30 protein-coding genes are annotated in these 26,765 nt (G+C 70.6%); 25 read left to right on the top strand and 5 right to left on the bottom strand.

The features are described 5' to 3' along the window. Positions 1-82: 82 nt before the first annotated feature. The 4 genes from EES41_RS08330 (at position 83) to EES41_RS08315 (ending at position 2,378) form a co-directional block, all read left to right on the top strand. The gene (locus tag EES41_RS08330; RefSeq protein ID WP_037792315.1) at positions 83-1,096 is read left to right on the top strand and encodes a sugar-binding transcriptional regulator; all 1,014 of its coding nucleotides are present in this window, start codon (positions 83-85) and stop codon (positions 1,094-1,096) included. 106 nt (positions 1,097-1,202) lie between these two features. Continuing rightward, positions 1,203-1,424, top strand: a complete 222-nt coding sequence (locus EES41_RS08325; protein WP_031145007.1) for a CarD family transcriptional regulator — start codon at positions 1,203-1,205, stop codon at positions 1,422-1,424. 67 nt (positions 1,425-1,491) lie between these two features. Further along, a complete protein-coding gene (locus tag EES41_RS08320) occupies positions 1,492-1,938 on the top strand; it encodes a ribonuclease domain-containing protein (RefSeq protein ID WP_123076947.1) in 447 nt (148 codons plus the stop codon). Beyond that, positions 1,935-2,378 (top strand): barstar family protein, encoded by a 444-nt coding sequence (locus EES41_RS08315; protein WP_123076945.1) that lies wholly within the window; start codon positions 1,935-1,937, stop codon positions 2,376-2,378. The genes EES41_RS08320 and EES41_RS08315 overlap by 4 nt, the downstream gene beginning before the upstream one ends. 100 nt (positions 2,379-2,478) lie before the next feature. On the opposite strand, the gene EES41_RS44160 is transcribed toward EES41_RS08315, so the two are convergent. From EES41_RS44160 to EES41_RS08290, 5 genes are all read right to left on the bottom strand, one after another. Next, entirely contained in the window at positions 2,479-2,955 is a 477-nt protein-coding gene (locus tag EES41_RS44160; protein WP_123076943.1) for a group II truncated hemoglobin, read from the bottom strand. Continuing rightward, positions 2,952-3,281: a putative quinol monooxygenase gene (locus EES41_RS44155; RefSeq protein WP_008740383.1), complete on the bottom strand. Its 330-nt coding sequence runs from the start codon at positions 3,279-3,281 to the stop codon at positions 2,952-2,954. Before EES41_RS44155 ends, EES41_RS44160 begins: the two co-directional genes overlap by 4 nt. Before the next feature lie 78 nt (positions 3,282-3,359). After that, positions 3,360-3,872, bottom strand: a complete 513-nt coding sequence (locus EES41_RS08300; RefSeq protein WP_123076941.1) for a hypothetical protein — start codon at positions 3,870-3,872, stop codon at positions 3,360-3,362. A 60-nt stretch (positions 3,873-3,932) separates the two neighbouring features. Beyond that, positions 3,933-5,567, bottom strand: coding sequence for an FAD-dependent oxidoreductase (locus EES41_RS08295; RefSeq protein ID WP_254211740.1), 1,635 nt, complete (start codon positions 5,565-5,567; stop codon positions 3,933-3,935). A 125-nt stretch (positions 5,568-5,692) separates the two neighbouring features. Further along, entirely contained in the window at positions 5,693-5,959 is a 267-nt protein-coding gene (locus EES41_RS08290; RefSeq protein WP_037792351.1) for a UBP-type zinc finger domain-containing protein, read from the bottom strand. Positions 5,960-6,239: 280 nt separating this feature from the next. On the opposite strand from EES41_RS08290, the gene EES41_RS08285 reads away from it, so the two are divergent. From EES41_RS08285 to EES41_RS08185, 21 genes are all read left to right on the top strand, one after another. Then, entirely contained in the window at positions 6,240-7,064 is an 825-nt protein-coding gene (locus EES41_RS08285) for a type 1 glutamine amidotransferase domain-containing protein (protein WP_123076937.1), read from the top strand. Between the two features lie 8 nt (positions 7,065-7,072). Next, entirely contained in the window at positions 7,073-8,716 is a 1,644-nt protein-coding gene (locus EES41_RS08280; protein WP_123076935.1) for a thiamine pyrophosphate-binding protein, read from the top strand. 87 nt (positions 8,717-8,803) lie between these two features. Further along, positions 8,804-9,235, top strand: coding sequence for a nuclear transport factor 2 family protein (locus EES41_RS08275; RefSeq protein ID WP_073778896.1), 432 nt, complete (start codon positions 8,804-8,806; stop codon positions 9,233-9,235). A 29-nt stretch (positions 9,236-9,264) separates the two neighbouring features. Then, a complete protein-coding gene (locus tag EES41_RS08270) occupies positions 9,265-9,720 on the top strand; it encodes a nuclear transport factor 2 family protein (protein WP_254211382.1) in 456 nt (151 codons plus the stop codon). Between the two features lie 13 nt (positions 9,721-9,733). After that, entirely contained in the window at positions 9,734-10,114 is a 381-nt protein-coding gene (locus EES41_RS08265; protein ID WP_008740371.1) for a nuclear transport factor 2 family protein, read from the top strand. Between the two features lie 14 nt (positions 10,115-10,128). Beyond that, positions 10,129-11,733 carry a GMC family oxidoreductase gene (locus tag EES41_RS08260; RefSeq protein WP_123076931.1) on the top strand — a complete coding sequence of 535 codons (1,605 nt, stop codon included), beginning with the start codon at positions 10,129-10,131 and terminating at the stop codon, positions 11,731-11,733. Next, on the top strand, positions 11,726-12,337 hold the full coding sequence (locus EES41_RS08255) for a DJ-1/PfpI family protein (protein WP_008740361.1): 612 nt from the start codon (positions 11,726-11,728) through the stop codon (positions 12,335-12,337). Before EES41_RS08260 ends, EES41_RS08255 begins: the two co-directional genes overlap by 8 nt. After that, a complete protein-coding gene (locus EES41_RS08250; protein ID WP_123076929.1) occupies positions 12,337-12,789 on the top strand; it encodes a VOC family protein in 453 nt (150 codons plus the stop codon). Before EES41_RS08255 ends, EES41_RS08250 begins: the two co-directional genes overlap by 1 nt. A 1-nt stretch (position 12,790) precedes the next feature. Continuing rightward, entirely contained in the window at positions 12,791-14,611 is a 1,821-nt protein-coding gene (locus EES41_RS08245) for an AGE family epimerase/isomerase (RefSeq protein WP_123076927.1), read from the top strand. Positions 14,612-14,648: 37 nt separating this feature from the next. After that, positions 14,649-14,999, top strand: a complete 351-nt coding sequence (locus tag EES41_RS08240; protein WP_008740349.1) for an STAS domain-containing protein — start codon at positions 14,649-14,651, stop codon at positions 14,997-14,999. Then, complete coding sequence (gene glgX / locus EES41_RS08235) at positions 14,996-17,143, top strand: glycogen debranching protein GlgX (RefSeq protein ID WP_241846219.1); 2,148 nt, start codon at positions 14,996-14,998, stop codon at positions 17,141-17,143. The genes EES41_RS08240 and glgX overlap by 4 nt, the downstream gene beginning before the upstream one ends. 16 nt (positions 17,144-17,159) lie before the next feature. Further along, entirely contained in the window at positions 17,160-17,471 is a 312-nt protein-coding gene (locus EES41_RS08230) for an STAS domain-containing protein (RefSeq protein WP_008740347.1), read from the top strand. A gap of 14 nt (positions 17,472-17,485) precedes the next feature. Next, positions 17,486-17,941, top strand: a complete 456-nt coding sequence (locus tag EES41_RS08225; protein WP_250569174.1) for an anti-sigma regulatory factor — start codon at positions 17,486-17,488, stop codon at positions 17,939-17,941. Continuing rightward, positions 17,923-19,182, top strand: a complete 1,260-nt coding sequence (locus tag EES41_RS08220; protein ID WP_123076925.1) for a PP2C family protein-serine/threonine phosphatase — start codon at positions 17,923-17,925, stop codon at positions 19,180-19,182. Before EES41_RS08225 ends, EES41_RS08220 begins: the two co-directional genes overlap by 19 nt. Beyond that, positions 19,183-19,926, top strand: coding sequence for a MinD/ParA family protein (locus tag EES41_RS08215; protein WP_123076923.1), 744 nt, complete (start codon positions 19,183-19,185; stop codon positions 19,924-19,926). Between the two features lie 70 nt (positions 19,927-19,996). After that, positions 19,997-20,737, top strand: a complete 741-nt coding sequence (locus EES41_RS08210; RefSeq protein ID WP_123076921.1) for a type 1 glutamine amidotransferase domain-containing protein — start codon at positions 19,997-19,999, stop codon at positions 20,735-20,737. A 40-nt stretch (positions 20,738-20,777) separates the two neighbouring features. After that, positions 20,778-22,262 (top strand): aldehyde dehydrogenase, encoded by a 1,485-nt coding sequence (locus EES41_RS08205; RefSeq protein ID WP_123076919.1) that lies wholly within the window; start codon positions 20,778-20,780, stop codon positions 22,260-22,262. Between the two features lie 45 nt (positions 22,263-22,307). Then, positions 22,308-22,934 (top strand): NADPH-dependent F420 reductase, encoded by a 627-nt coding sequence (locus EES41_RS08200; RefSeq protein ID WP_123076917.1) that lies wholly within the window; start codon positions 22,308-22,310, stop codon positions 22,932-22,934. Continuing rightward, entirely contained in the window at positions 22,919-23,443 is a 525-nt protein-coding gene (locus tag EES41_RS08195; RefSeq protein ID WP_164495790.1) for a (2Fe-2S)-binding protein, read from the top strand. The genes EES41_RS08200 and EES41_RS08195 overlap by 16 nt, the downstream gene beginning before the upstream one ends. Positions 23,444-23,448: 5 nt before the next feature. Further along, the gene (locus EES41_RS08190) at positions 23,449-25,917 is read left to right on the top strand and encodes a xanthine dehydrogenase family protein molybdopterin-binding subunit (protein WP_250569171.1); all 2,469 of its coding nucleotides are present in this window, start codon (positions 23,449-23,451) and stop codon (positions 25,915-25,917) included. Then, positions 25,914-26,756 (top strand): xanthine dehydrogenase family protein subunit M, encoded by an 843-nt coding sequence (locus EES41_RS08185; protein ID WP_123076915.1) that lies wholly within the window; start codon positions 25,914-25,916, stop codon positions 26,754-26,756. The genes EES41_RS08190 and EES41_RS08185 overlap by 4 nt, the downstream gene beginning before the upstream one ends. Positions 26,757-26,765: the final 9 nt, after the last annotated feature.

The raw sequence follows: 26,765 nt of genomic DNA, 5'->3' as shown, positions 1-26,765 counted from the left end.
GTTGGATCTGACAGGATGAACGACGAGTCGAGAGTGTGAACACGAGAGTGTGAACAGCAGTGAGGAGAACGCGGTGTCTGCTATGTCGGCGGGACGGTCAGCCCTGCGGATGGGACCCGCGGAGCTGGTACAGGCGGCGGCCATGGCGCGCCGCTTCTACCTGGAGGGCAAGTCCAAGATCCAGATCGCCGAGGAGTTCGGTGTGAGCCGCTTCAAGGTGGCCCGGGTCCTGGAGACCGCCCTGGAACGTGACCTCGTACGCATCGAGATCCGGGTTCCGGCCGAGCTCGACGCGGAGCGCTCCGACGCGCTGCGGGCCCGGTACGGGCTGCGGCACGCCGTCGTGGTGGAGTCCCCGGCCGACGCGACCGAGGACGCCCCGGATCCGGAGAACCTGGGCGCGGTCGCGGCCGACCTGCTGGGCGAGCTGGTGAACGAGGGCGACGTACTGGGTCTCGCGTGGGGGCGGTCGACCATCCACATGGCCGCCTCCCTGCACCGCCTCCCGCCCTGCACGGTGGTCCAGCTGACCGGCGTGTACGACGCCGGGACCGCCGAGCGCGGCTCCGTCGAGGCCGTACGGCGGGCCGCGCAGGTCTCCGGCGGGGACGCCCACCCGATCTACGCGCCGATGCTGCTGCCCGATCCCGCGACCGCGTCGGCGCTGCGGTCGCAGACGGGGATCGCCCGGGCGTTCGAGTACTTCGACAAGGTGACCGTCGCGGCCGTCTCGATCGGCTCGTGGGAGCCGGGGATCTCGACCGTCCACGACATGCTGAGCGACGAGGAGCGGGCGCACTACGCCTCGCTGGGTGTCGCGGCCGAGATGTCGGCGCACCTGTTCGACGCCGAGGGGCGCCGGGTCGGCCGGGACCTCGGCGAGCGGTGCATCACCGTGGAGGCGGACCGGCTGCGGCGGATCCCCGAGGTCGTGGCGATCGCGGGCGGGCTGCGGAAGGCCTCGGCGATCGGGGCGGTGCTGCGGTCGGGGCTGGTGACCAGCCTGGTCACGGACACGGCGGTCGCGGACTACCTGCTCACCGAGTCGGCCCCGGGGCTGCGGCCGGCGCTGGACCGGGCCGACCCGGACGACTGATCCGGCGTCGGATCCGGGGTCCGCAAGGTGTGTGGTGCGGATGGTGCTGGAATTGAGATCCGAACGGCGGACCGCGAGGCGGCCTGCGGGGCGCATACTGGTCTCAATGACAAAGTCAGCAGTACCTCGCCGCCATTTGCCGTCCAGCCCGTTCAAGGCCCCCGTGGAACCGCCGCTCCGGCAGTTCAGCGTCGGCGACCGGGTTACTCACGATGAGCACGGTCTCGGCCGTGTCGTCGGTATCGAGGAGGGGATCGCTGTCCTCGTCGACTTCGGATCGGTCCAGAAACGGATCCTGAGTCCCTACACCAAGATGGCCGCGCTCTGAACTGAGGAGCGCAGGGCCGGTTCGCACGCGATTCGCGGGCGAATCGGATATTTGGCACGATCGGTGCATGATCTTTCGGAACGTGCCCCGATCGCTGCTGCGCGTGCTGGGGGCGTTGTTCCTCTGTGCCGCGCTGATCGGTGCGGTGGGGTGCGGCGCCGGTGCCGGTGAGACCGCGCCGCCGTCACCGCCGTCCGGTGGTGCTGCCACGCCCGCCGTGCCCGGGTGGGCCAAGGGGATGGCGACCGTACGGGCCTCCGCGCTGCCGCAACAGGCGCGTGACGTGCTCGCGCTGATCGACGAGGGCGGGCCGTACCCGTACAGGCAGGACGGGACCGTCTTCGGGAACTTCGAGAAGGCGCTGCCGAAGCAGGGCCGCGGTTATTACCACGAGTTCACCGTGAGGACGCCGGGAGAACGGGACCGCGGGGCCCGGCGGATCGTGACGGGCGCGGGTGGGGAGTTCTACTACACGGACGACCACTACAACACGTTCAAGGCGGTTCTCCGATGAGCCTGGATCCGCGACCGCTCGAAGCGATCGACGCCGCGCTGGCCGATGCCGGGGCGGCGGGGTGGGTGACGGTGCGGCTGGACCTGGCCGGGGTGCGGAGCAAGGCCGCTTTGATGCGGCGGTGCGGGGACGCGTTGCGGGTGCCGGGCTGGTTCGGCGGGAACTGGGACGCGTTGGCGGATGCCCTGATCGATCTGTCGTGGCTGCCGGGGGGCGCGGATGCGCCGGATGCGCCGGGCGAGGCGGATGCGCCGGGGCGGCTGGTGGCCGTGACCGGGTGGTGGGAGTTCGCCCGGGCGCGGGCGGGGGAGTGGGAGACGTTCACGGAGGTGCTGGAGTCCGCCGTGGAGTTCTGGCGGGACGGTGGGGGCGTGCCGTTGGTGGTGTTGCTCGGGGAGGCGGCCGGGCCGTCCGGGGAGCGGGTGCGGGGCGGGGAGTGAGGTTCTCTCCCCGCCCCGCCCTTTCTCCGTTCCCCGGGCTCTGCCCGGACCCGGTCTTCGAGCGCCGGACGGGCCGGAAGAGCCGGCGGGCTGGATCGGGTCAGGTCTTCGGGATCCAGGGTGGGGTTTGGCCCCAGGACCAGACGGGGATCTTGGCCGCGTCCACCGGGGGCGGGTTGGGGCCCGAGTAGATCAGGGCCATGCGGGTGCCCCACTCGATGTAGTAGGTGAACACCGCGCGGAACTCCGGGTCCGTCGGGAGTTCGACCTCGTCGGCCGTGTCCATGAGCAGGTCCACCCAGCGGCGGCGCTGCTTCTCGGTGATGCCGCGGCCGAGGTGCTTGGTGGCCATGTGCTGGTGGCCGCCGTGGTGGGCCGTGTAGTCGGACGGGCCTCCGAAGACCTCGGAGAGCCAGACCGCGACGTGCTGGGGGTGCTCGGCGTCCATGCCCGCGAAGACGGGGGCGAGGATCTCGTCCTGGAGGGCATGGGCGTAGAAGGCGTCCGTGAGGCGCCGCATCGCCTCGTCGCCGCCCATCCATTCGTAGATCGTGGGCGTGCTGGGCGTGGTGCTCATGAGTCCGTGCTGGCCTTTCCCGTTCCGACCACCGCGGTCGGGAGGTAGTGCTGCATCTCCTCGATGGCCGTCACGTAGGGGCGGATGGCGGTGAAGAACGCCGGGAAGTGCTCACCCTTGCGGAAGCCATTGAGGTGGGCGTCGATCGAGGTCCAGCGGATCCGGAGGATGTAGCGCTCGGCCTCCTCCGAGCAGCGGGTCAGCTCGTAGTCGACGCACTCGGGCGAGGCGGCCAGGGCCTCCGCGGCCCTGGTGTACGCGTCCTCGAAGGCCTGCTGGTCGTCCAATGCGATCCGGTAGCGGATGTATTCGACGGTCGTGGTCATGGTGTGCGTGCCTCTCCCTGGGTTCAGGTGGTCCCGGCTACCCTCCCGGGATCATGGCGGTCCTCGCGACGGTTTTACCTATTCGTCCCCTGACTTCATGGAGTCGGCGCCGGATTCCTTGACGTCCGGGCCCTGGGCGCGGACCTGCTGGACCTTGTCGAGCGACTCCCGCAGGTCGCCGAGCCATTCGTCCGTGTTGCGCCCGACGAGGCGGACGCACCAGGCGAGGGCGTCGGCCCGGCTGCGCGCGACGCCGCCCGCGACCAGGGTGTCGAGGACCTGGCGTTCGGACTGGCGCAGCCGGGTCATGACGGGGACCGCGAGGTGCGTGAAGAGGTGGCGCTCGGTGCCCGACTGGACGCCCCAGGCGACCTTGCGGCGGTAGAGCTCCTCCGCCTCGCGGGCCACCTCGATGCGCTGTTCGCGGGTGCGTTCGCGGAACTCCTTCACCGATTCGGTCGCCGGGATGGCCCCGACGACCGTGATCTCCTCGCGGTCGACCGTGACCGAGACGAGGGACTCGAAGACGTCCACCGGCAGGCGCTCGGCGAACCACGTGCGGAGCTGTTCGCTCTGTTCGGCTGTAATCATGTAATTAACGTTGCATCCGCTCGCGTCGTGATCGCAAGCGGCCGGGCCGGTTGTTCGCTCTCAGCCCATTGAGCGGTAGCGGTGGATCAGCGAGACCGCCATGGCGCCCTCGCCCACGCCGGAAGCCACCCGTTTGACCGAGTGGGCCCGGACGTCACCGGCCGCGAAGACGCCGGGGACGCTCGTTTCCAGCGGGTAGGGGGCCCGTTCGAGGCTCCACTCGGCCGGGAGCTCGCCGCCGTTGGAGATCAGGTCGGAGCCGGTCAGGACGAAGCCGTACTCGTCGCGCTCCACGACGCCCGACAGCCAGTCCGTGTGCGGACGCGCGCCGATGAACGTGAACATGAAGCGGGCCGGGACCTCGGTGTCCTCGCCCGTGTCGGCGTTGTGGAGGGTGAGCTTCTCCAGGTGCTCGTCACCGTCCAGCCGCACCACCGTCGTGCGGACCCTGACCTCGATGTTGGGGGTGCGGTCGATCTCGTCGATCAGGTAGCGGGACATGCTCGCGTCCAGCGACCGCGCGCGGACCAGGATCGTCACGCGGGCCGCGTACTTGGCGAAGTGCACCGCCGCCTGACCGGCCGAGTTGGCGCCGCCGACGATGAACACGTGCTGCGAGATGCAGGCCGAGCTCTCGGTGGTGGCCGCCCCGTAGTAGAGCCCCGCCCCCTCGAAGCGGTCCGCGCCCGGAGCCTCCAGCCGGTTGTACGAGACGCCCGTGGCCAGCAGGACCGTCTCCGCGCTGATCTCCGTGCCGTCCGCCAGCGTCAGGATCTTGGCGGGGTCGTCCCGGGTCAGCGAGGTCACCTCCACCGGGTGCAGGATCTCGGCGCCGAACCGGGACGCCTGGATGGTGGCCCGGCGGGTGAGGTCCCCGCCCGAGAGGCCCGACGGGAACCCGAGGTAGTTCTCGATCAGGCTGGACGTGCCGGCCTGGCCGCCCGGGGCGCGGGAGTCCAGCATGAGGGTGGAGAGGCCTTCGGACGCCGAGTAGACGCCGGCCGCGAGGCCCGCGGGTCCCGCTCCGACGATGACGCACTCGTAGTGCGGGCGGGAGGCGGTCGTGGCCAGACCCAGACGCTGGGCGAGCTGGGTGTCGGTCGGGGCGGAGAGCACCGCCCCGTCCGGGAAGCGGACGAGCGGGAGCGCCGCGTCGGGCTGGGCGGCGATCAGGGTCAGCGCCTCGGGGTCCCGCTCGACGTTGAGGAAGCGGAACGGCTGGCCGTTGCGGGTGAAGAAGTCCCGGACGGCGTGGGTGCCCGGGGAGACCAGGTGGCCGGCGACGATGATCCCGTCGTACGCGGGGCGGTAGGTGGCCAGCCAGTCCGACAGCAGGTCGTCCAGGACGGGGAAGAGCCGCTCGTGCGGCGGGTCCCACGGCTTGAGCAGGTAGTAGTCCAGCCGGACCCGGTTGATGGCCGTGATCGCCGCGTCCGTCTCCGCGTAGGCGGTCAGGAGCACGCGGCGGGCGTCCGGGAAGCGGCTGACGGCTTCGAGCAGGAACTCGACGCCGGTGACGTCGGGCATCCGCTGGTCGACGAGGAACAGGGCGGGGTCGTGGCCGCGTTCGTCGAGCGAGTCCAGGATCTTCAGGGCGTCGGCGGCCGAGGAGGCGCCGAGCACCCGGTAGCGGTCGCCGTAGGCGCTGCGCAGGTCGCGGCGGACGGCGCGCAGCACCTGCGGGTCGTCGTCCACGGCGAGTATGACGGGCTTGCGGCTCTCGGCCCGCTCGGCGGCCGCCGTGGCGGTGGCCGGGCCGGCGGTCTTGGCGGCGGTCTTGGTCGCGGTCTTGGTGGCCGGAGCGTTCTCCGGGGCCGCGCTCACGCCGGGTCCAGCATCAGCTTGTCGGCGTAGCACCAGGCCCAGTCCTCACCGGGCTCGTGCGAGGCCGCGATGGGGTGGTCGGTGCTGCCGTAGTGCCGGGTGGCGTGACGGTTCTTCGACGAGTCGCAGCATCCGACGTGCCCGCAGCTGAGGCACATCCGCAGGTGCACCCAGCTGTCCCCGAGGGCCAGGCATTCCTCGCAGCCCTCCGTGCCGGGCTTCACCGGACGTATCTGATCGATGTGTGTGCACAACAGGTCCATCGTCATCGTCCCCGTCCCTCTCCTCATGCACTCTTGCCCCTCGCGTCAGTGATTCACGACGCGTCCAGACCATAGGGCGGGACTCGCGAGATGGTTCACCGATTCGGCCGAAGTCAGGAAGTCCTGAGCCGACTTCCTCAGGTCCGCGGACTACTACCTGAGGTGTCCGGGTGACCTGGGTTCCTACCTCACGAAGTCGCATACGGGCGCTTTGACGCAGGCCCTGGCCGCACGCAGTGTGGGGAACGCCAACGACAACAGGCGGCGCCTGGAGGAATCTGTGAGCAGAAAGATTCTGGTCATTGTCTCCGAACACGGTTACTGGGCCGAAGAACTGATAGGCCCGGTATCCAAGTTCGATGAGCGGGGCTATGAAGTCGTATTCGCCACACCGACCGGAAAGCGTGCGCACGCTCTTCCGCCGAGCCTCGACGCGAGCTACGTCGACCCCCCGCTGGGCCGCTCCGTCACCACCGAGGAGAACGCCCGGCTGGGGCGGGAGTTCGAGCAGTCGAGCCGGCTGGACTCGCCGCTCGACATCGAGGCGTGGGTCCCCGAGCGTCCGTACACGAGTGACGAGAGCTATCTGCCCAAGCTGGAGCAGTACCACCGCGATCTGGACAAGCTGGAGTCCGACATCGCCGGCTACGACGCGATCCTGATCGTCGGCGGCAGCGGGCCCATCGTCGACCTCGCGAACAACGAGCGCGTGCACGCCCTGATCCTGGCCTTCAAGAAGGCCGGCAAGGTCGTGGCGGCGGAGTGCTACGGCGTGGCCTGCCTGGCCTTCGCCCGTGACTGGGGCGACCGCAAGAGCATCATCTGGGGCAAGCACGTCACCGGGCACTGCAAGGAGTACGACTACAAGGACGGCACCGGATTCCTCGGCACCGACTTCAACATGGGCCCGCCGCCGTATCCGCTGGAGTACATCCTGCGCGATGCCACCGGGCCGCGCGGCGCGTATCACGGGAATTTCGGTCACCCGCTTTCGGTGATCGTCGACTTCCCGTTCGTGACCGGCCGTTCCACCCCTGATTCATATCTGACGGGGCAGAAGATCGTGGAAGTCCTGGAGGACGGTCTCACCCGTTACGGGTGGTAGGGGGAATCATGGAAGCCACTCCCGGACGGGAAAGGCTGATCGAGCAGTTCAAGGCCGACGGCCTGAAGGTGATGTTCGGAAATCCGGGGACCGTGGAACAGGGATTCCTCGACGCGGTCGACGCGGCGCGGGACTTCTCGTACATCCTCGCCCTCCAGGAGACCGTGGCCGCCGGCATCGCCGACGGCTACGCCCGGGCCACCGGCGGAGCGGCCCTGCTCCAACTGCACTCCGGAGTGGGGCTGGGCAACGGCATCGGCATGCTCTACCAGTCGCTGCGCGGGCACACCCCGCTCGTCGTCGTCGCCGGCGACGCCGGGGTGCGCTACGACGCGATGGACGCGCAGATGGCGTCCGACCTGGTGGCGATGGCCAAGCCGGTGACCAAGTACGCGACCCGGGTCACCGACCGGCACTCCGTACTGCGCACCATCCGCCGGGCCGTGAAGATCGCCCTGACCCCGCCGCGCGGCCCGGTGTTCGTGGCCCTGCCGATGGACGTGCTGGACGAGCTCAACTCCGAGCCGGTCCTGCCCGCCGCGGTGCCGCTCACGGACGTGGCGCCCTCGCCGGCCTCGGTGGGACGGGCGGCCGCACTGCTCGCGTCCGCCGAGCGGCCGATCGTCCTCGTCGGTGACGGGGTCTCGCTCTCCGGCGCGCAGCGCGAACTCGTCGCCGTCGCCGAGCTGCTGGGCGCGGACGTGTACGAGGTGGACTCCTCCGAGGTGAACATCGCGGCCTCGCACCCGCTGCGCCGGGGCCAGACGGGCCACATGTTCGGCCCGCACAGCAAGGAGCTGGTGGGCGCCGCCGACGGGGTGCTGATCGTCGGCACCTATGTCTTCCCGGAGGTGTTCCCCGAGCTGGAGAGCCCCTTCCGGGCGGACGCGAAGGTCGTCCACATCGACCTCAACGCGTACGAGATCGCCAAGAACCACCCGGTGGACCTGGGGCTCGCCGCCGACCCCAAGCAGGCGCTGCGCGCGCTGGCCGGCGTACTGGAGCGCCGGCTGACGGCGCCGCGGCGGGCGGCCGCGGCGGCCCGGCTGGACGCGCGGACCCGGGAGCGGGCGCTGGCCCTGCGGTCCGGGGAGGACGAGCGGGACGGCACGCCGATGGCGGTCTTCCTGCGGACCCTGGCCGAGCGGACCGGGGGCGACCTGATCGTCTTCGACGAGGCGCTGACCACCTCGCCGCTGGTCACGAAGTACCTGCCGCCCGAGCGGCCCGGCGACTACCACCTGACCCGGGGCGGCTCGCTGGGCGTGGGCTTCCCGGGCGCGGTCGGCGCCCAGCTGGCGCATCCGGACCGGCTCGTCGTCGGGTTCGCGGGAGACGGCGGCTCGATGTACACCTACCAGGCGCTGTGGACCGCGGTCCGGCACGGGATCAACGCCAAGTTCGTGGTCTGCAACAACCGCAAGTACCGGCTGCTCGACGACAACATCGCCCAGTACTGGCGCGAGCGGGAGATCCCCGAGCACGGCTTCCCGGGCTCCTTCGACCTCTCCCACCCCGAGATCGACTTCGCCGGGCTGGCCCGGTCGCTGGGCGCGGACGGGGTCCGCGTGGAGAAGCCGGACGAGGCGGTCGCCGCCGTGGGCCGGATGCTGGCCCACCCCGGACCGTTCCTCGTGGACGTCCAGATCTGACGCACGCCGCCGCCCGCACCACGGCACCCGCCCCGCACAGCGTCATCCGCCCCGCACACCACATCCGTACGGACAGGAGGAGACCGCATGCCCGCCGAACGGCTGACCGAGGACGCGATCCGCAGCTTCGCCGAGAACTGGTACGTGGCCCTGGACCAGCACCTGCCGCTGGACCGGGTGCTCGCCCTCATCACCGAGGACCTGGAGTTCAAGGTCCCCGAGGACACCTTCCTCGGACACCAGGGCTTCGGCCGCTGGTACGCGGCCGTGACCAGCCGGTTCTTCGACGAGGTGCACACGGTCACGAAGGTGGAGCCCGTCATCGAGGGCGACCGGGCCATCGTCCGGGTGATCGTCAACTGGCAGGCCAAGATCTGGGACCCGCCGGCCGCCCGCAGCGAGTGGCTCGGCTTCGACGCCGACCAGACCTGGACGGTGGTGGCCGGCCCCGACGGGCCGCTGATCAAGCAGTACACCGTCAACGACCTGGCGCCGATGCCCGGTTCCGGCTCGCTCTGAGCGGCTGCGAAGGCGAAGGAGAAGCCACGATGACCGAAGTGACGCGCGAGCGCGTCGAGGCCGCCTACGCCGCCCTCGGCTCCGGCGACCGGGCCCGCATCCTGGGGTACTACTCCGAGGACCTGCGCTGGCTGGTGCCGGGCAGCCACCCGCTGGCCGGCTGGTACGAGAGCCTGGACGCCTTCCTGGAGCTGATGGGCCAGACCCACAAGCTCACGGGCGGCACCTTCCGGATGGACATCCAGGCGGTCCTGGTCGGCGAGGACTGCAGCGCCGACGTGTGCCGCAACGTCGCCCTGCGGGACGGCGCGGACCGGGAGAGCCGGTCCCCGTACGAGCGGATGGACTACCCGGTATTCCACTTCATGCGGTGGCGGGACGGCCGGATCGTCGAGGGCCGTGACGGTCTCTTCGGGGACACGGCGACCGCCTTCAGCCAGTTCTGGGCGCCGTTCGCGCCCGACGGAACCCGCCGGGACCGATAGGGGGAGGAGCGCGATGAGCGCTGTGGACGCACGACAGATCCTTGAGAAGTACTACGAATACGCCAACGCCGGGGACTGGGACCGCTGGTGCGACCTGTTCGCCGACGACCAGGTCATGGACGAGCAGCTGGCCGGCCACATCGAGGGCCTGGAGGTGCTGCGCTCGATGATGAAGGGCATGGGCACCATGTACCGGGTCTTCCGGAACGAGCCCGCGCACTTCATCGTCGACGGCGAGAAGGCCGCTGCCGTCTCCCACCTCAGCGCCGTCAGCGCCTCCGGCGAGGCGATCGAGGCCGAGGTCATGAACTTCTTCCGGATCGTGGACGGAAAGATCGCGTACATGGCGAACTACCACGACACCGTCCCCTTCCAGGTGCTGAGCCAGGACTGAGGGGGAAACCGATCGTGGCCATCACCGACACAGACGAGTACGACTACGTCATCGTGGGATCCGGCACCGCCGGCAGCGTCCTGGCGAACCGCCTCTCCGAGGACCCGGACGTCTCCGTCCTGGTCCTGGAGGCCGGCGGCTCCCGGATCCCGCCCGAGGTGGACGACCCGTCCTCCTGGTACAAGCTGCTCGGCGGGCCCGTCGACTGGGGCTACACCAGCGTCCCCCAGCCCGGCCTCGACGGGCGCCGTACGTACGAACCGCGCGGCAAGGCCCCCGGCGGCAGCAGCAACCTCTACATCATGATGCACATCCGGGGCCACGCCTCGGACTTCGACAACTGGGCCTACCAGGGCGCGGCCGGCTGGGCGTACGAGGACGTCCTGCCCTACTTCGCCCTGCTGGAGGGCCAGGAGGACGCGACCGCCGCCACCACCGGCACCCGCGGCCCGCAGCGCATCACGCACGCCGGACGGCACGGCCCGAACCCGGTCTCCCGCGCCTTCATCGACGCGGCCGTCGAGCTCGGCCACGAGGAGATCGAGGACTTCAACACCGACGGCCCGCGGCGCGGGCTCTTCGGCACCGGCTGGCACCACATCGACGTGGCCGACGGCCGCCGCCAGGGCACCCTCGCCGCCTACCTGGAGCCGGCCCTGGAGCGCTCCAACCTGACCCTGCGCACCAGCGCGCAGACCACCCGGCTGCTCTTCGACGGCGACACCTGCACGGGCGTCGAGTACGCCCAGCTGGCGCCGCCCGCCGGGTTCCCGGGCCGGACCGTCGGCGACACGGCCGGCGAGCCCGGGCCGCACACCGTACGGGCCCGCCGGGAGGTGATCGTGGCGGCCGGGGCGATCGAGTCCCCGAAGCTGCTGCTGCTCTCCGGCATCGGGCAGCCCGCGCAGCTGCGCGAGCACGGCATCAAGCCGACCGCGGCGCTGCCCGGGGTCGGCGAGAACTTCCACAACCACGTCCTGACCGGGCTGATGGCGGAGGTCACGCAGGAGCTGCCGCCACCGGCGCAGAACCTGTCCGAGAGCGCTCTATTCCTGTCCTCCCGGCCCGGCCTGCCCGCTCCCGACCTGCAGATCGCCTTCGTGCACGTGCCGTTCGACGTGATCGTCGGCCAGGACCACCCCAACACGGTGAGCATCCTGCCCGGTGTCGTACGTCCCGTCTCGCGCGGCTGGATCAGGCTGGCGAGCGCCGATCCGCTGGCCCACCCGCTGATCCACCCGAACTACCTGGGCGACCGGTGGGACCTGGAGCGGATGGTGCAGGGCGTCAAGACCGCGCGGGAGCTCTTCGCGACCTCGGCGTTCTCGCCCTGGTACAAGCAGGAGCTCCAGCCGGGGCCGGGCCACGTCACGGACGACGAGCTGCGGACCTTCGTGAAGCAGAAGTCGGAGAGCTACCACCACCAGTCCGGCTCCTGCCGCATGGGCATCGACGACCTCTCCGTCGTCGACCCGGAGCTGCGGGTGCACGGCGTACGGAACCTGCGCGTCGTCGACGCCAGCGTGATGCCCGCCGTCCCGTCGGGCAACTGCCACACCGCCATCGCGATGATCGCCGAGCGCGCGGCGGACTTCCTGAGGGGGACCTCCCGTGCCTGACGCCGTACTGCGCGAGGGCGCGCTGTCCGGGACCCGGATCGCGGTCCTGGTCGAGAGCGACTTCTACGAGCCGGAGATCTTCTACTACCAGCACCGGTTCGCCGAGGAGGGCGCCGAGGTCGACTTCCTGACCCGGCTGTGGGGCAACGACTCCATCACCTTCTCGGGGCACGAGTACCGGGCCCCGTTCACCGCCAGCCGGTCCCTGGAGGGGCTGAGCGACGAGGAGCTGCGCCGGTACGCGGCGATCATCGTGCCCTCGGGCATGGTGGCCGACCGGCTGCGCTACACGGAGGACGTGGACGTCCTCGCGCCGGCGACGGAGCTGCTGCGCCGGGCGTTCGAGGAGCCGACGGTCCTCAAGGGGATCATCTGCCACGGCATGTGGCTGGCCGCCTCGATCCCGGGGAAGGTGCGCGGCCGCAAGGTGGTGTGCCACAACAACCTCATCGGTGACGTCCGCAACATGGGAGCCCAGTACGTCGACGAGGACGTGGTGGTCGACGGTGACCTGGTCACCGGCCGCACCGGCGCGCACCACCACCTGTTCGCCCGCCGCATCATCGAGCTGATCGCGGCGGGGCGGGGCCGGGGGACCGGCTGATGGCCGGCGCCGGGGAGCAGGTGATGGTCTGGTCGCACGTGGGCCTGAACTGCGCGGACCAGAAGACCACCGAGGAGTTCTACACCCGGTACTTCGGCTTCTCCCGGGCCCGGGTGGTCGATCTCGGGGAGTCGCGGATCGTGTTCCTGCGCAAGGGGGACGCGTACCTGGAGCTCTTCGCGGCCGACGCCGCCCCCGCGGGCGCGGCGCACGAGGACGGGCCGCAGGCGCCCGGCCGGATGCGGCACCTGGCCTTTCAGACCGACAGCGTGGACGCGTTCCTGGCATCGCTCGGTGACGCGGCCGAAGTGACCCTGGGGCCGCTGGACTTCGACGACTTCATCTGCGGGTGGCGGACCGTGTGGGTCCGCGATCCCGACGGGGTGATCGTCGAGGTCAGCCAGGGATTCGAGGACGACCGCACGCCTTCAGAGAATAAGGACGGTGCATGACATGGCGGACGCCGTGAGCTTCTCCTTCTCCGACACCATCGCGGGCTATGTCGTCCGCTTCGACTCCGGCACCCGGCTGCTGCGGCTGAGGACCTCGGACGGCCGCGAGTTCGACGTCTCGCTGGCCGGCGACCCGAGCGCCGAGCTGGTCCGCAACCTGGACGAGCCGTACATCGACGCCTCCGGGCACATCGACGAGATGCTCTCGCCGGGCCGGTTCCTCTTCGTCTACGGGGTCCACTACCCGGAGCACGGCGGCCGTTTCGACGCCAAGCGCCTGGTGTTCCTGGGCCGCGGGGCGGAGGACTACCGCTTCGAGGAGGGCAGCTGGTGGGTCAAGCAGATCGAGTCGCTGGCCGACTTCTACATTCGGGCGCAGTTCGGCGACGGGCCGGTGGACTTCACCGAGTACCGCACCGAGGTCCGGCTCGGCGGTGACAAGACCGCCAGTCATGTCCAGGAGACCGACACGATCTCCCGCCTGGTCTACGGCATGGCCTCGGCCTACCTGCTGACCGGCAAGGACGAGTACCTGGAGGTCGCCGAGCGCGGCACGGAGTACCTGCGCAAGCACATGCGGGTCGTGGACAGCGAGGAGGACGTGGTCTTCTGGTACCACGGCATCAGCGTGGACGGCGACTCCGAACGCAAGCTGTTCACCTCGGAGTTCTCCGACGACTACGACGCGATCCCGATGTACGAGCAGATCTACGCGCTCGCCGGCCCCATCCAGACGTACCGCGTCACCGGTGACATCCGGATCAAGAACGACGCGGACGCCACGATCCGGCTGTTCGACAAGTTCTTCAAGGACCCGGAGCAGGGCGGCTACTACTCGCACATCGACCCGATCCTGTTCAGCGCGGACCACGAGTCCCTCGGCGAGAACGCCGAGCGCAAGAACTGGAACTCGGTCGGCGACCACGCCCCCGCGTACCTCATCAACCTGTACCTGGCGACCGGCGACCAGACCTACGCCGACTTCCTGGAGTACACCTTCGACACCATCGCGGACAGGTTCCCGGACTACAAGAACAGCCCCTTCGTCCAGGAGCGCTTCTTCCGCGACTGGTCGCACGACACCGCGCACAGCTGGCAGCAGAACCGCGCGGTGGTCGGGCACAACCTGAAGATCGCCTGGAACCTGATGCGGATGAACTCGCTGAAGCCCAAGCCGGCGTACGAGGACCTCGCCAAGAAGATCGGCGAGATCATGCCGGCCGTCGGAAGCGACGTGCAGCGCGGCGGCTGGTACGACGTCGTCGAGCGGATCAAGCAGGGCGACCAGGAGGCGTATCGTTTCGCTTGGCACGACCGAAAGGCCTGGTGGCAGCAGGAGCAGGCGATCCTCGCCTACCTCATCCTGAACGGCACCGTCGGCGGCGACGACTTCCTGCGCGAGGCGCGGCAGGCGCAGTCCTTCTACAACACCTTCTTCCTCGACCACGACGAGGGTGCCGTCTACTTCAACGTGCTCGCCAGCGGTACGCCGTACCTGCTCGGCACCGAGCGGCTCAAGGGCAGCCACTCGATGTCCATGTACCACTCGGCGGAGCTCTGCTACCTCTCCGCCGTCTACAACAACCTGCTCATCAACGGCCGGGAGATGGACTTCCACTTCCAGCCCGACCCGACCAACCTGCCCGACCGCGTGCTGCGCGTCTCGCCCGACCTGCTTCCCGCGGGCTCGGTCCAGGTCGCGTCCGTCGAGATCGACGAGAAGCCGTGGACCGACTTCGACGCGCAGGGCCTCAGCGTCCGGCTGCCCGACGTCCAGGGACGGGTCAAGGTCAAGGTCCGGCTGCGGCCGGTGACCAAGTAAGGCCCAACGGGGGGCGCCCCGAGAAGAGGGGAACATCATGACTCTCAACCTGAAGCAGCGCCGGAACAAGGCGAGCACCGTGCTCGTCGCCACCGGCGAGATCAACAGCGAGACCTCCGGATCGATGCTGCAGGCACTGCTGCCGCTCGTGCGCGAGGGCCGGCCGCTGCGCATCGACCTCACGGCCGTCACCTACGTCTCCAGCGCGGGGCTGCGCACCCTGCTCGTCGTCTACCGCGAGGCCCAGCACGCCGGGGTCTCCGTCACCCTCTACGGGGTGAGCGAGGAAGTCCGGTTCGTCATGTCGGCCACCGGGTTCCTCGACTTCTTCGAGGCGGGCGAGGCGGCGGCGGCCGAGGCCAAGGTCCAGGCGGGGACCGTGCGATGACCGAGGCCCAGTCCGAGCTGGTGCTGCGCGTCGACGCGTACCCGACCCACGAGGTGGGCGGGTACCGCGTCCGCGCCGGCAAACCCTTCCCCTTCGGGGCCAACGTGGTCCCCGGCGGGGTCAGTTTCTCCGTCTTCTCCGACCAGGCCACCTCCATGTCCCTGGTCATCTACAAGCGCGGAGAGCCCGAGCCGATGGCCGAGCTGGAATTCCCCGAGGAATTCCGCACCGGCAGCGTCTTCGCCATGACGGTCTTCGGCCTCGACCACGAGAACATCGAGTACGGCTACCGGGCCGACGGTCCCTTCGACCCGGCCTCCGGACACCGCTTCGACGCCCGGCAGGTCCTCTCCGACCCGTACGCGCGGCTCATCGCGGGCCGCGACGTGTGGGGCGTGGAACCGGACCGCAGCCGCGGCTACCAGTACCGCTCCCGGGTCTGCCTCCAGGACTTCGACTGGGGCGACGACACCCCGCTGGGCATCCGCGCCGAGGACCTCGTGGTCTACGAGACCCACGTGCGCGGATTCACCCGGCACCCCTCCTCGGGCGTCACCGCCCCCGGCACCTTCGCGGGGCTGCGGGAGAAGATCCCGTACCTGAAGGAACTCGGTGTGAACTGCGTCGAGCTCCTGCCGGTGTTCGAGTTCGACGAGTGCGACAACCCGCGCAGCAACCCGGAGACCGGCGAGAAGCTCTACGACTACTGGGGCTACAACACCGTCTCCTTCTTCGCGCCCAAGGCCGGCTACGCGGCCACCGGACGCTACGGCATGCAGGGTGACGAGTTCCGCACCCTGATCAAGGACCTGCACGCGGCGGGCATCGAGGTCATCCTCGACGTCGTCTTCAACCACACCGCCGAGGGCAACGAGCAGGGCCCGACGATCTCCTTCAAGGGGCTCGACAACGCCACGTACTACATGCTCACGCCGGAGGGGTACTACTTCAACTTCAGCGGCACGGGCAACACGGTCAACTGCAACCACCCCGTCGTGCGCAACTACGTGCTCGACTGCCTGCGCCACTGGGTCGCCGACTACCACATCGACGGCTTCCGCTTCGACCTCGCCGCCATCCTCGGCCGGTCCGCGGACGGCACCCCGCTGCCCAACCCGCCACTGCTGGAACTGCTCGCCTACGACCCGGTGCTGCGGCACACCAAGCTCATCGCCGAGGCGTGGGACGCGGGCGGCCTCTACGAGGTCGGCAACTTCCCGGCGTACGGCCGCTGGGCGGAGTGGAACGGCAAGTACCGCGACACCGTGCGCAGCTTCCTCAAGGGCGACCCCGGGATCACCGGGGAGCTCGCCACCCGCATCGCCGGCTCGCCGGACCTGTACTCCAGCCGAGGCACCTCGGCGTCGGTCAACTTCCTGACCGCGCACGACGGTTTCACCCTGGCCGACCTGGTCTCGTACAACGACAAGCACAACGAGGCCAACGGCGAGGGCAACAACGACGGCGGGAACGACAACGCCAGCTGGAACTGCGGGGCGGAGGGGCCGACCGACGACCCCGGGATCAACGCGCTGCGGCTGCGGCAGATGAAGAACGCCCTCGCCATCCTCTTCACCAGCCAGGGCATCCCGATGCTGCTGGCCGGGGACGAGGTCGCGCGGACGCAGCAGGGCAACAACAACACGTACTGCCAGGACAACGAGCTGTCCTGGTTCGACTGGGACCAGGTCGACGACAACGCCGAACTGCTCCGCTTCACCCGGGAGATGATCGCCTTCCGGGGTCGCCACCGCGAGCTGCGCTCCACCTCGCACCCCACCGGAGCGCTCCGGGACAGCCTCGGGCTGCCCGACATCAGCTGGCACGGGGAGCGGGCCTGGCAGCCCGACTGGTCGCCGGAGAGCCGGCTGCTGGCGGTGGCCCGCTGCGGCACCGGGGACGACGACGTGGTGTACGTGGCCATGAACTCGCACTGGGAGTCGCACGACCTGGAACTGCCCGCCCTCCCGGGCGGACGGAGCTGGCACCTGTTCGCCGACACCGGGGCCGAAGCGCCGTACGACATCCGCACCCCCGGGGCGGAGCAGGAGCTGGACAACGCCGGAAAGTACCTCATCGGCCCCCGCTCCGTCGTGATCCTGGTGGGCCGCACGAACGATCCCGAGACGACCGGGACGCCCTGACCGAAGGAGACCTGACATGCCGCTTTCCGTGTCCCTGAGCATCGAGGGCGACACCACCGTGATCGAGCTGACGGGCGAGCTGGACGCCAAGACCGCGCCGGACTTCCACCAGACGATCGAGAAGGCCGCCGGGCACGGCACGAGCACCGTGGAGATCCGGATGGCCGGCGTCGGCTACATGGCCAGCGCCGGACTGCGCTCCCTGGTCTTCGCCCAGCAGAAGGTGGCGGACCACGTGACCATCAAGGTGGTCGGCGCCATCGAGCCCGTGTCCCGGACCATCCGGACGGCCGGGCTGGACCGCAGCATCCTGCTCTCCGATGACTGACACCGGTGAGTGAGATGGTCGAACTGGCGAGGACGCCCGCCGCGCTGGACGTGCCCGCCACGGTGGGGGCACTGGGCGACATCGCCGCGTTCGTCCTTCGGCTGGCCAGGGGGGCGGGCCTCGACAAGGGCGCCGCGTACCGGATCCGGCTGGCCGTGGACGAGCTGGCCACGAACATCGTGATGCACGGGTACCGGGGCGGCGACGGACGGATCACCGTCCGGGGCCGTTCCGGTCCCGGCGGGGTGCGGATCACGATCGAGGACACCGCACCCGCCTTCGACCCCGTCGAGGGCTGCCTGCCCCCCGTCCCCGGGCTCCCCCCGGAGCGGCGCAGGGTCGGCGGTCTCGGCATCCACCTGGCGCTGACCAGCGTGGACGAATTCAGCTACACCCGCAGGGACGGCCGCAACATCAGCACGCTGACTGTGAAGGCTGAGGGGACGGACCCATGCCCTCCACGACCGTGATCATCCTCGACGAGTACCCGCCCCCGCCGCCGCAGCTGTACGACGCACTGCGGACGATGGACGCGGAACTCGTCACCCGCACCCTGCCCGACCTGATGTACGGCGATACGGAGGAGCTGCCCGTCGCCGACGTGCTGCTCGTCCCCGCCGAGTCCGACGGCGAGTCGGTCCGCACGGCCGTGCGCCGGCTGCGCCACCGGGCCGGGGCACCCATCGTGGTCGTCTGGACCGTGGCCGGGTTCGCCGCCCTGGAGGAGCACGTCCGGCTCGGCCACGACTACCTCGTACCGCCCTTCCTGCCCGCCCTGGTCGGGGCCCGGCTGCACAGCTGCTCGGAGCGCGCCGGACTCGGCCGCACCCTGCGGGAGGCCGACGCCCGGGCCGAGCTCATGGGGTACGAGAAGGAACTGGAGATCGGCCGGGAGATCCAGGCCGGTTTCCTGCCCGAATCGCTGCCGGTCCCGGACGGGTGGGAGATCGACGTACGCTTCCGGCCGGCCCGGCAGGTCGCCGGGGACTTCTACGACGTCTTCGAGATCTCCCGCGGCCGACGGCTCGCGGTCGTCGTCGCCGACGTCTGCGACAAGGGGGTCGGAGCGGCGCTGTTCATGGCGCTCATCCGCTCCCTGCTGCGGCACACCGCCGAGAACAGCGGCCTCCAGCACCTGATGGCGGCCGGCCGGGCCGGCGGCGGCCGGCGCACTCCGGTCGTCGGCGCCACTCCGCTGCTCAACGCGGTCACCGCGACCAACGGCTACCTCACCCGCAACCACCTGCGGCAGGGCTACTTCGCCACCCTGTTCTTCGGGGTGCTCGACCCGGTCACCGGCAGCCTCGTCTACATCAACGGCGGCCACAACCCGCCGCTGCTGCTGCGCGCCGACGGCAGCGACCCGGTCCCGCTGGACGTCACCGGCCCGGCCGTGGGGGTCCTGCCCGACTGCGTCTACACCCTCGGCTACGCCCAGCTCGATCCCGGGGACACCCTCTTCGTGTTCACGGACGGGGTCCCCGAGGCCCGCTGCCCGGGCGGCAGCTTCCTCGGTGACGAACGGATGCTGGACCTGCTCGCCGGCCCCCCGGTGAGCGGCAAGGACGTGGTCGACCGGATCGACCTGGCGGTGCGCGAGCACACCGGCACCGCCGAACAGCACGACGACGTCACCATGCTGGCCCTGCACCGGCCACGCGCGGCGCGGGGGCCGCGCGCGGACGGCGCGGACCACCGGGTGGTGGCGTAGATGACCCGGACCATCGTGGTGCACTCGCACCGCGGCGGCACCGGGAAGTCCTCGGTGCTGGCGAACCTCGCGCTGCTGATCGCGGCCGGGGGGCGCCGGGTGGGGGTGGTCGACACCGACATCCACTCGCCCACCCTGGACCTGCTGTTCCGGCTGGAGCCGGGCTTCTCGCTGGCCGACTACCTGCTCGGCCGCTGCGAGATCGAGGCGGCGGCCCAGCAGGCCGGCGCGCCCGGGCTGTACGTCGTACCGGCCCGGACCGGGACGGCCGCCCTGCGGGAGCTCATGTCCACCGGGTACGACGTGGGGCTGCTGCCGGAGGGGTTCGACCGGCTGTCGCGGCACCTCGCGCTCGATGTGCTGCTGCTGGACACGCACGCCGGGCTCAACAACGAGTCGGTGACGGCCATGGCCAGCGCCGACGTCCTGATGATCCTGGCGCGGGCGGACCGCATCGACCTCTCCGGGGTCGAGGAGACGCTCGCCCTGGCCGGGCGGCTGCCCTGCCGGCGCGCCCTGGTCATGAGCATGGCCCCGGCAGGGGTCGACCGGGACGAGGTCGGCCGGCGCGCCGAGGCGGCGTACGACGCACCCCTGGCCGGAATCCTCCCCTACGCGCCGGAAATGGCCGCTCTGTGCGGCGAACGCATATTCGCCGAAGCCCATCCCGACCACCCCCTGGTCGGTGAATTCCGCACCATCATCTCCGCGTTGGACGCACGTGACGAAGTATCACGCGCCTGACGCTCCCCCCTTACGCCCCTCGCGGGCGGCGTGTTGAATCGGCAGCGATTCCAGAACAAGGAGAACAGTCATGAAGATTCTCGTCGTCATGACGGCCAAGGCAACGCTCCATCTCTTGGACGGGGAACAGCACCCCTCGGGATTCTGGGCCGAGGAATTCGTGGTTCCTTTCACCCTCTTCAAGGCCGCGGGCCACACCGTGGACCTGGCGACGATCGGGGGGCGGGCACCCACGGTCGACCAGACCAGCATCGACCCCCAGTTCCTCCAGTGGGTCCGTCCCCAGGGCTCGCCGAACGAGGACGAGGCCAACGCGGCCGAGTACGTCCGCGTCATCGCGGACAGCCCCGAGCTGCGGAACCCGATCGCCCTGGAGAGCCTGGGCGAGAAGGACATCGCCGCCTACGACGGCATCTACGTCAGCGGTGGCCACGGCGCCATCGGCGACCTGCCCAAATCCGACGAGCTCGCCCAGATCCTGCGGTGGGCCATCGCCCAGGACAAGCCGCTGGCCACCGTCTGCCACGGACACACCTCGCTCCTCGCGCTCCGCGACGGTGAGGGCCGGTGGCCGTTCGAGGGCTACAGGATGACCGCCTTCTCCCACGCCGAGGAGCTGGTCACCAACATGGCCGGCCGCCTCCCGCTGATCCTGGAGGCCGAGCTCACCCGGCTCGGTGCCCGGTACGAGAAGGCCGAAGCGATCTGGGACTCGCACGTGGTGGTGGACCGCAGGCTCACCACCGGCCAGAACCCGTACTCCTCCAAGGCCCTCGCCGAGACCTTCTTGACGCAGCTCGCGAAGGGCTAGCACCACCGCGCGCCCCCGCACCCGACACCGGAAGGCAGCCATGACCAAGCGTGAGCTGAGCGGTCCGCCCCTCGCCAACCCCGGCAAGCTGTTCATCGGCGGCAAATGGGTCGCCTCCCAGGACGGGAGGACCGAGCCGGACATCAGCCCCGTGGACGGACAGGAGATCGTGCCGGTGGCCCAGGCCACCGCCGCCGACGCGGACGCGGCCGTGGCCGCCGCCCGCACGGCGTACGAGGAGGGGCCCTGGAGCAGACTGTCCGCCCAGGAGCGCGCGCTGAGGCTGAACCGGGTCGGTGAGCTGATCGAACGCGACCTGGAGGAGATAGCCCTGCTGGAGACGGTGGACATGGGCAAGCCGTTCGCCTTCTCCAGCACGGTCGACGCCCCCATGGCCGCGCAGCTCATGCACTACTACGCCGGGGCGGTGACCCGCGTCGACGGCTCCTCGCGGGCCCCGGCCGGCGGGCAGCTGGCGTACACCCTGCGCGAACCGCTGGGCGTGGTCTGCGCGATCACCCCGTTCAACTTCCCGCTGCTGCTGTCGATGACGAAGATCGCACCGGCGCTCGCGGCGGGGAACACGGTGGTCCACAAGCCCTCCCCGGCGACCCCGCTCACCGCGCTGAAGATCGCCGAGCTCTTCCAGGAGGCGGAGATCCCGGACGGGGTGCTGAACGTGGTCACCGGTCCCGGCGTGGAGCTGGGCCAGACCCTCAGCGACCACCCCGGCATCGACAAGATCGCCTTCACCGGCTCCACCGTCGTGGGCCAGTCCATCATCCGCAAGTCGGCCGGCACCCTGAAGAAGGTGACGATGGAGCTCGGCGGGAAGTCCGCCAACATCGTCTTCGCCGACGCCGACCTCGACGCCGCCGAGGAGCTTGCGTTCTTCGGCATCTACTACAACAAGGGCGAGATCTGCACCGCCGGCTCCCGGCTGCTGCTCCAGCGTCCCGTCCACGACGAGATGGTCGAGCGCCTGGTGCGCCGGGCCGCCGCCCTGAGGCCCGGCGACCCGCGCGACCCCGCCACCCTGTTCGGCCCGCTGGCCCACCGCGGCCAGTTCGACAAGGTGAGCTCGTACATCGAGATCGGCGAGAAGGAAGGCGCCGTCCTGCGCACCGGCGGCACCGGCTGGACCCCCGAGGGCGCCTCCTCCGAAGGCCTGTACTTCCTGCCGACCGTCTTCACCGGCGTCGACAACGGGATGCGGATCGCCCAGGAGGAGATCTTCGGCCCGGTCCTGTCGATCATCCCCTTCGACACCGAGGAGGACGCCGTGCGCATCGCCAACGACAGCGCGTACGGCCTCGCCGCCGGCGTCCACACCAAGGACCTGCGGCGTGCCCACCGGGTCGCCTCGCAGATCAAGGCCGGCACCGTCTGGGTGAATTGCTACAACCAGTACGACCCCTCCGTCCCCTACGGCGGCTACAAGGCCTCCGGATTCGGCCGCGAGTGCGGGCCCGAATCCCTGGAGAGCTACACCCAGACCAAGTCGGTCTGGATCGGCATGGACTGAGCACCCTCCCGAGCACCTCCCGAGCACCCTCCCGAAGGAGCGGCAATGCGACTGGGCATCATCGGCACCGGGCGGATCGGCTCCACGCTCGCAAGGATCCTGGTGGCGGCGGACCACGAGGTGGTGCTCGCCAACGCCCGGGGCCCCCGGAGCATCGGACCGCTGCTGGCCGAACTGGGCCCGGCGGCCTCGGCGGCGCACCCCGCCGAAGCGGCCGACCGCAGCGAACTCCTGGTGCTGATGGTGCCGTTCGACGGCGTCCGGGGCCTGCTGCCCCAGGACGCCGTCCGCGACAGCGTGATCGTCGACGCGACGAACGCCTTCAGCGGCCCCGGCGCACCCCGGGAGCCGGGCGGGCGCGGCTCCAGCGAACTCGTCGCCGAGTGGTATCCCGGCGCGCGGATCGTGAAATCCCTGAACACCATGCATTTCGAGACACTCGCCGTCGCCGGCACCGAACCGGGCCGAGAGGGGTCACAGCGCCTGGCCCATTTCGTGGCCGGCGACGACGGGAAAGCCAAGGAAATCGTCGCGGGAGTCATCACGGATCTCGGATTCGCTCCCGTGGACACCGGTCCGCTGCACTCCGGGGGAATTCTCCAGCAGCCCGGCGGGCCCCTCTTCAACCGGTCGCTCACGGAAGCGCAGGCGCTCGCATGGATCTCACACTGAATGTCAACGGAAGACCCGAGAAATTCGCGGCGGCGCCGAACGAACTGCTCGTGGAGCGGCTCCGCGACGGCCTCGGGCTGACCGGCACCAAGGTCGGCTGCGACACCGGCCAGTGCGGGTCCTGCGTCGTTCGGCTCGATGACAAGTCCGTCAAGAGCTGCCTGGTCCTCACCGTGGCGGCCGCCGGATCCGAGGTCACCACCATCGAGGGCATCACCACCACCGGCGGTGAACTCACCGGCCTCCAGGAGGCCCTGCGCCAGGAACACGGCACCCAGTGCGGGTTCTGCACGCCCGGCATGGTCATGGCGCTCGGCGAGCTCGTCGAGGCCACCGCCGACGGCGAGGCCCCCACCGAGCCCGAGATCCGCGAGTGGCTCACCGGCAACCTGTGCCGCTGCACCGGCTACCACAGCGTCGTGCGCGGGGTGCAGCGCGCCTGCGCGGCCTCCCGGGCCGAGGTGCCCGCCGACTCCGCGGCGTCCACCGCCGTCGCACAGGAGGTGTGAGGGAGATGACCACAGTGACGGGGGAGACCACGGAGGTCACGGAGGCCGTGGAGACCGCTGAGACCGCAGGGACCGCGGAGACCGCTGAGACCGCGTCCTACGGCAACGGGGTGCTCGGCCAGCCGCTCGACAGCCGCGAGGACCCGCAGCTGCTGCGCGGCGAGGCCACGTACGTCGCCGACATCAACCTGCCCGGCACCGCCCACATGGCCATCCTCGGCAGCCCGGTGGCCCACGCGAAGATCCTCTCCATCGACACCAAAGCCGCCGAACAGCTGCCCGGCGTGCTCAAGGTGGCCACCGCGGCCGACTTCACCGACGTCATGCCGCTGCCCTGCATCTGGATACCCGGCGGGGTCGAGAGCCACTTCCCGCCCCACCCCTACGGACTTCCCGGCGCCCGCCCCGTCCTGACCGGTGACGCCGTCCGGCACGTCGGCGACCCCATCGCCGTCGTCGTCGCCGAGACCCCGCGCCAGGCCGCCGCCGCGCTCGCCGCCATCGAGGTCGCCTACGAGCCGCTGCCCGTGGTCACGCTGGCCGACGAGGCCCTCAAGGAGGGCGCGCCCCAGCTGCACGAGGCCGTTCCCGGCAACCTGAACGCGTACTGGACCTGCGGCGACAAGGACCGCACCGACGCGGCCATCGCCGTCGCCGAGGTCACCGTGGAGCTCGACCTGGTCAACCAGCGCACCATCAACAGCCCCATCGAACCCCGCGGCGCGGTCGGCGACTACAACGCCGCCACCGGGGAGTACACCCTCTACGCCTCCACCCAGGGCCCGCACAACCACCGCTTCCTGCTCTCCGCGCTGGTCCTCGGCATCCCCTTCAACAAGCTCCGCGTGATCGCCCCGACCGTCGGCGGCAGCTTCGGCACCAAGGGCTACCTGTACCCGGACATGGCGCTGGTCCTGCTGCTCTCCAAGGCCCTCGGCCGGCCCGTGAAGTGGGTGGACACCCGCACCGGACTGATGAACTCCACCGTCCAGGGCCGCGACCACCGCCAGCACGTGGTGCTCGCCGGCACCCGCGACGGCCGGATCACCGCCGTGCGCGCCACCAGCTACGCCAACCTCGGCGCCTACCCCTCCACGATCGGCCCCGGTGTCGCCACCGCCCTGATGGGACGCTCCATCAGCGGCATGTACGACATCGACGCGGCCTTCTGCGAGGTGTACGCCGCCTTCACCAACACCGTCTCGCTCGGCGCCCAGCGCGGCAGCGGGCGCGCCGAGGCCGCGTTCCTGATGGAGCGCCTGGTCGACCGGTACGCCTCGGAGATCGGCATGGACCCGGCGGCCGTACGGCGCAAGAACCTGGTGCCGAAGGAGAAGTTCCCGTACGACAACGGCCTCGGCTGGACGTACGACTCCGGGAACTACCAGCTCAACTTCGACCGGGCCATGGAACTGTCGGACTACGCCGGGATGCCCGCCCGCAAGGCCGAGGCCCGCGCCCGCGGCAAGCGGCTCGGCGTCGGCATCGCCAGCTACGTCGCCATCTGCGGTGTCGGCCCCTCCACCCGGATGTCCAAGGAGGGCATGCTCGGCGGCACCTGGGAGAGCGCGAACATCCGCGTCCACCCGACCGGCGAGGTCACCGTCACCGTCGGCTCCGCCTCCACCGGCCAGAGCCACGGCACCGTCTTCGCGCAGGTCGCCGCCGACGAGCTCGGCATCGACCCGGCGCAGGTCCAGGTGTACGAGGGCGACACGCTCAAGGCCCCGTACGGACAGGGCACCTACGGCTCGCGCTCCTACAGCATGGCCGCGCCCGCCGTCGCCCTCACCGCCCGCAAGCTCAAGGCGAAGCTGGTCAAGGCCGGCGCCGTGTTCCTCGGCGTCCCCGAGGACAAGGTGGTCTACGAGGGCGGCAAGGTCTACGAGGACGGCAACCCGGAGAACACCAAGACCTTCGCCGAGCTGGCCATGGCCATGTGGTACGGCTGGGGGCTGCCGCCGGAGATCGAGCCGGCCCTCGACGAGACCACCCACTTCGACCCGCCGGACTTCAACTACCCCTTCGGGACCCATGTCGCGGTCGTCGAGATCGACGAACTCACCGGCGAGACCGAGGTGGTGGCCTACACCGCCGTCGACGACGCCGGGAACATCGGCAACCCGAAGGTGGTCCTCGGCCAGATCGAGGGCAGCATCATGCACGGCCTCGGCCAGGCGCTGATGGAACACGCCGTGTATGACGAGAACGGGCTGCTCGAAAGCTCCGACCTCACCCGCTACGCGCTGCCGCGCGCCTTCGACGCGCCGTTCTTCACCCTCGACAAGACCACCACGCCCTCCCCGCACAACCCGCTCGGAGCCAAGGGCGCCGGCGAGATCGCCACCGTGCCGCCCGCCGCGGCCGTCGTCAACGCCGTCGTCGACGCCCTCCGCGACCTGGGTGTCGAGCACATCGACATGCCCGTCACCCCCGAGAAGGTCTGGCGCCGCCTGAGAGGGGAAGCCCAGTGATCCTCACCGACTTCGACTACGTCCGGCCCGTCGGCCTCGACGAGGCCCTGACCCTGCTGTCCGGCACCCGGGGCGCCCGGCTGCTGGCCGGCGGCCAGACCCTGCTGCCCGCGCTGCGCACCGGCGAGATCGTCCTCGACCCGGCCGGCGGCCCGCTGCTGGTGGACATCCGGCACGTGGACGAGCTGCGCGGCATCGAGGAGGGGCCCGGCGGCGGACTGCGCATCGGCGCCCTGACCACCCTCGCCGAACTCGCCGCGCACCCCCGGGTGCTCGCCGAGGCCCCGGAGCTGGCCGCCGCGGCCCGCGCCAACGGCGACCCGCAGGTCCGCAACCTCGGCACCGTCGGCGGGAACCTGGCCGCCACCGGGCGGGCCACCGACCTGCCGGTCGCGGCCGTCGCCGCCGACGCGCTGGTCGAACTGGCCGGCCCCGGCGGGCGGTCGACCGTACCGGCCGAGGAGTTCGCCGTCACCGGCGCGCCCGCCGGATCGGTCGTCACCGCGCTCCTCGCGCCGGCCGGGGGGCCGGCCGCCGCCTTCGAGAAGACCGCCGACCGGGCCACCCGCTACCCGGTCTGCGCCACCGCCGTACGCATCACCTCCGACGGGCCGCGGATCGCCGTCACCGGCGCCACCCCGCGCGCGCTGCGCCTGCGCGGGGTCGAGGACCGCCTCGGCGGGGGCCCGTACACGACCGACGCCGTCCTCGCGGCGTTCCGCGCCGAGCCCAGGGAACTGTTCGTCCCCGGGCGCGGCACCTCGGCCGAATACCTCGGCCACCTCGCGGGGGTACTGACCGCCCGCGCGCTCGCGAGGGCGGTCCAGGCAGTCGCCTGACCGCCCACC

The sequence above is a fragment of the Streptomyces sp. ADI95-16 genome (assembly GCF_003721495.1).
Taxonomy (GTDB): domain Bacteria; phylum Actinomycetota; class Actinomycetes; order Streptomycetales; family Streptomycetaceae; genus Streptomyces; species Streptomyces goshikiensis.
Note: the sequence above shows the minus strand (reverse complement) of the source record. Positions and strands in the feature narration are given on the sequence as shown.

What these genes read in the sequence shown, in the direction of transcription:
- EES41_RS08330 (WP_037792315.1), top strand. Translation starts at nt 83, where the DNA reads ATGTCGGCGGGACGGTCAGCCCTGCGGATGGGACCCGCGGAGCTGGTA.
- EES41_RS08325 (WP_031145007.1), top strand. Translation starts at nt 1,203, where the DNA reads ATGACAAAGTCAGCAGTACCTCGCCGCCATTTGCCGTCCAGCCCGTTC.
- EES41_RS08320 (WP_123076947.1), top strand. Translation starts at nt 1,492, where the DNA reads ATGATCTTTCGGAACGTGCCCCGATCGCTGCTGCGCGTGCTGGGGGCG.
- EES41_RS08315 (WP_123076945.1), top strand. Translation starts at nt 1,935, where the DNA reads ATGAGCCTGGATCCGCGACCGCTCGAAGCGATCGACGCCGCGCTGGCC.
- EES41_RS44160 (WP_123076943.1), bottom strand. Translation starts at nt 2,955, where the DNA reads ATGAGCACCACGCCCAGCACGCCCACGATCTACGAATGGATGGGCGGC.
- EES41_RS44155 (WP_008740383.1), bottom strand. Translation starts at nt 3,281, where the DNA reads ATGACCACGACCGTCGAATACATCCGCTACCGGATCGCATTGGACGAC.
- EES41_RS08300 (WP_123076941.1), bottom strand. Translation starts at nt 3,872, where the DNA reads ATGATTACAGCCGAACAGAGCGAACAGCTCCGCACGTGGTTCGCCGAG.
- EES41_RS08290 (WP_037792351.1), bottom strand. Translation starts at nt 5,959, where the DNA reads ATGGACCTGTTGTGCACACACATCGATCAGATACGTCCGGTGAAGCCC.
- EES41_RS08280 (WP_123076935.1), top strand. Translation starts at nt 7,073, where the DNA reads ATGGAAGCCACTCCCGGACGGGAAAGGCTGATCGAGCAGTTCAAGGCC.
- EES41_RS08275 (WP_073778896.1), top strand. Translation starts at nt 8,804, where the DNA reads ATGCCCGCCGAACGGCTGACCGAGGACGCGATCCGCAGCTTCGCCGAG.
- EES41_RS08270 (WP_254211382.1), top strand. Translation starts at nt 9,265, where the DNA reads ATGACCGAAGTGACGCGCGAGCGCGTCGAGGCCGCCTACGCCGCCCTC.
- EES41_RS08265 (WP_008740371.1), top strand. Translation starts at nt 9,734, where the DNA reads ATGAGCGCTGTGGACGCACGACAGATCCTTGAGAAGTACTACGAATAC.
- EES41_RS08250 (WP_123076929.1), top strand. Translation starts at nt 12,337, where the DNA reads ATGGCCGGCGCCGGGGAGCAGGTGATGGTCTGGTCGCACGTGGGCCTG.
- EES41_RS08245 (WP_123076927.1), top strand. Translation starts at nt 12,791, where the DNA reads ATGGCGGACGCCGTGAGCTTCTCCTTCTCCGACACCATCGCGGGCTAT.
- EES41_RS08240 (WP_008740349.1), top strand. Translation starts at nt 14,649, where the DNA reads ATGACTCTCAACCTGAAGCAGCGCCGGAACAAGGCGAGCACCGTGCTC.
- glgX (WP_241846219.1), top strand. Translation starts at nt 14,996, where the DNA reads ATGACCGAGGCCCAGTCCGAGCTGGTGCTGCGCGTCGACGCGTACCCG.
- EES41_RS08230 (WP_008740347.1), top strand. Translation starts at nt 17,160, where the DNA reads ATGCCGCTTTCCGTGTCCCTGAGCATCGAGGGCGACACCACCGTGATC.
- EES41_RS08225 (WP_250569174.1), top strand. Translation starts at nt 17,486, where the DNA reads ATGGTCGAACTGGCGAGGACGCCCGCCGCGCTGGACGTGCCCGCCACG.
- EES41_RS08220 (WP_123076925.1), top strand. Translation starts at nt 17,923, where the DNA reads ATGCCCTCCACGACCGTGATCATCCTCGACGAGTACCCGCCCCCGCCG.
- EES41_RS08215 (WP_123076923.1), top strand. Translation starts at nt 19,183, where the DNA reads ATGACCCGGACCATCGTGGTGCACTCGCACCGCGGCGGCACCGGGAAG.
- EES41_RS08210 (WP_123076921.1), top strand. Translation starts at nt 19,997, where the DNA reads ATGAAGATTCTCGTCGTCATGACGGCCAAGGCAACGCTCCATCTCTTG.
- EES41_RS08205 (WP_123076919.1), top strand. Translation starts at nt 20,778, where the DNA reads ATGACCAAGCGTGAGCTGAGCGGTCCGCCCCTCGCCAACCCCGGCAAG.
- EES41_RS08200 (WP_123076917.1), top strand. Translation starts at nt 22,308, where the DNA reads ATGCGACTGGGCATCATCGGCACCGGGCGGATCGGCTCCACGCTCGCA.
- EES41_RS08195 (WP_164495790.1), top strand. Translation starts at nt 22,919, where the DNA reads ATGGATCTCACACTGAATGTCAACGGAAGACCCGAGAAATTCGCGGCG.
- EES41_RS08190 (WP_250569171.1), top strand. Translation starts at nt 23,449, where the DNA reads ATGACCACAGTGACGGGGGAGACCACGGAGGTCACGGAGGCCGTGGAG.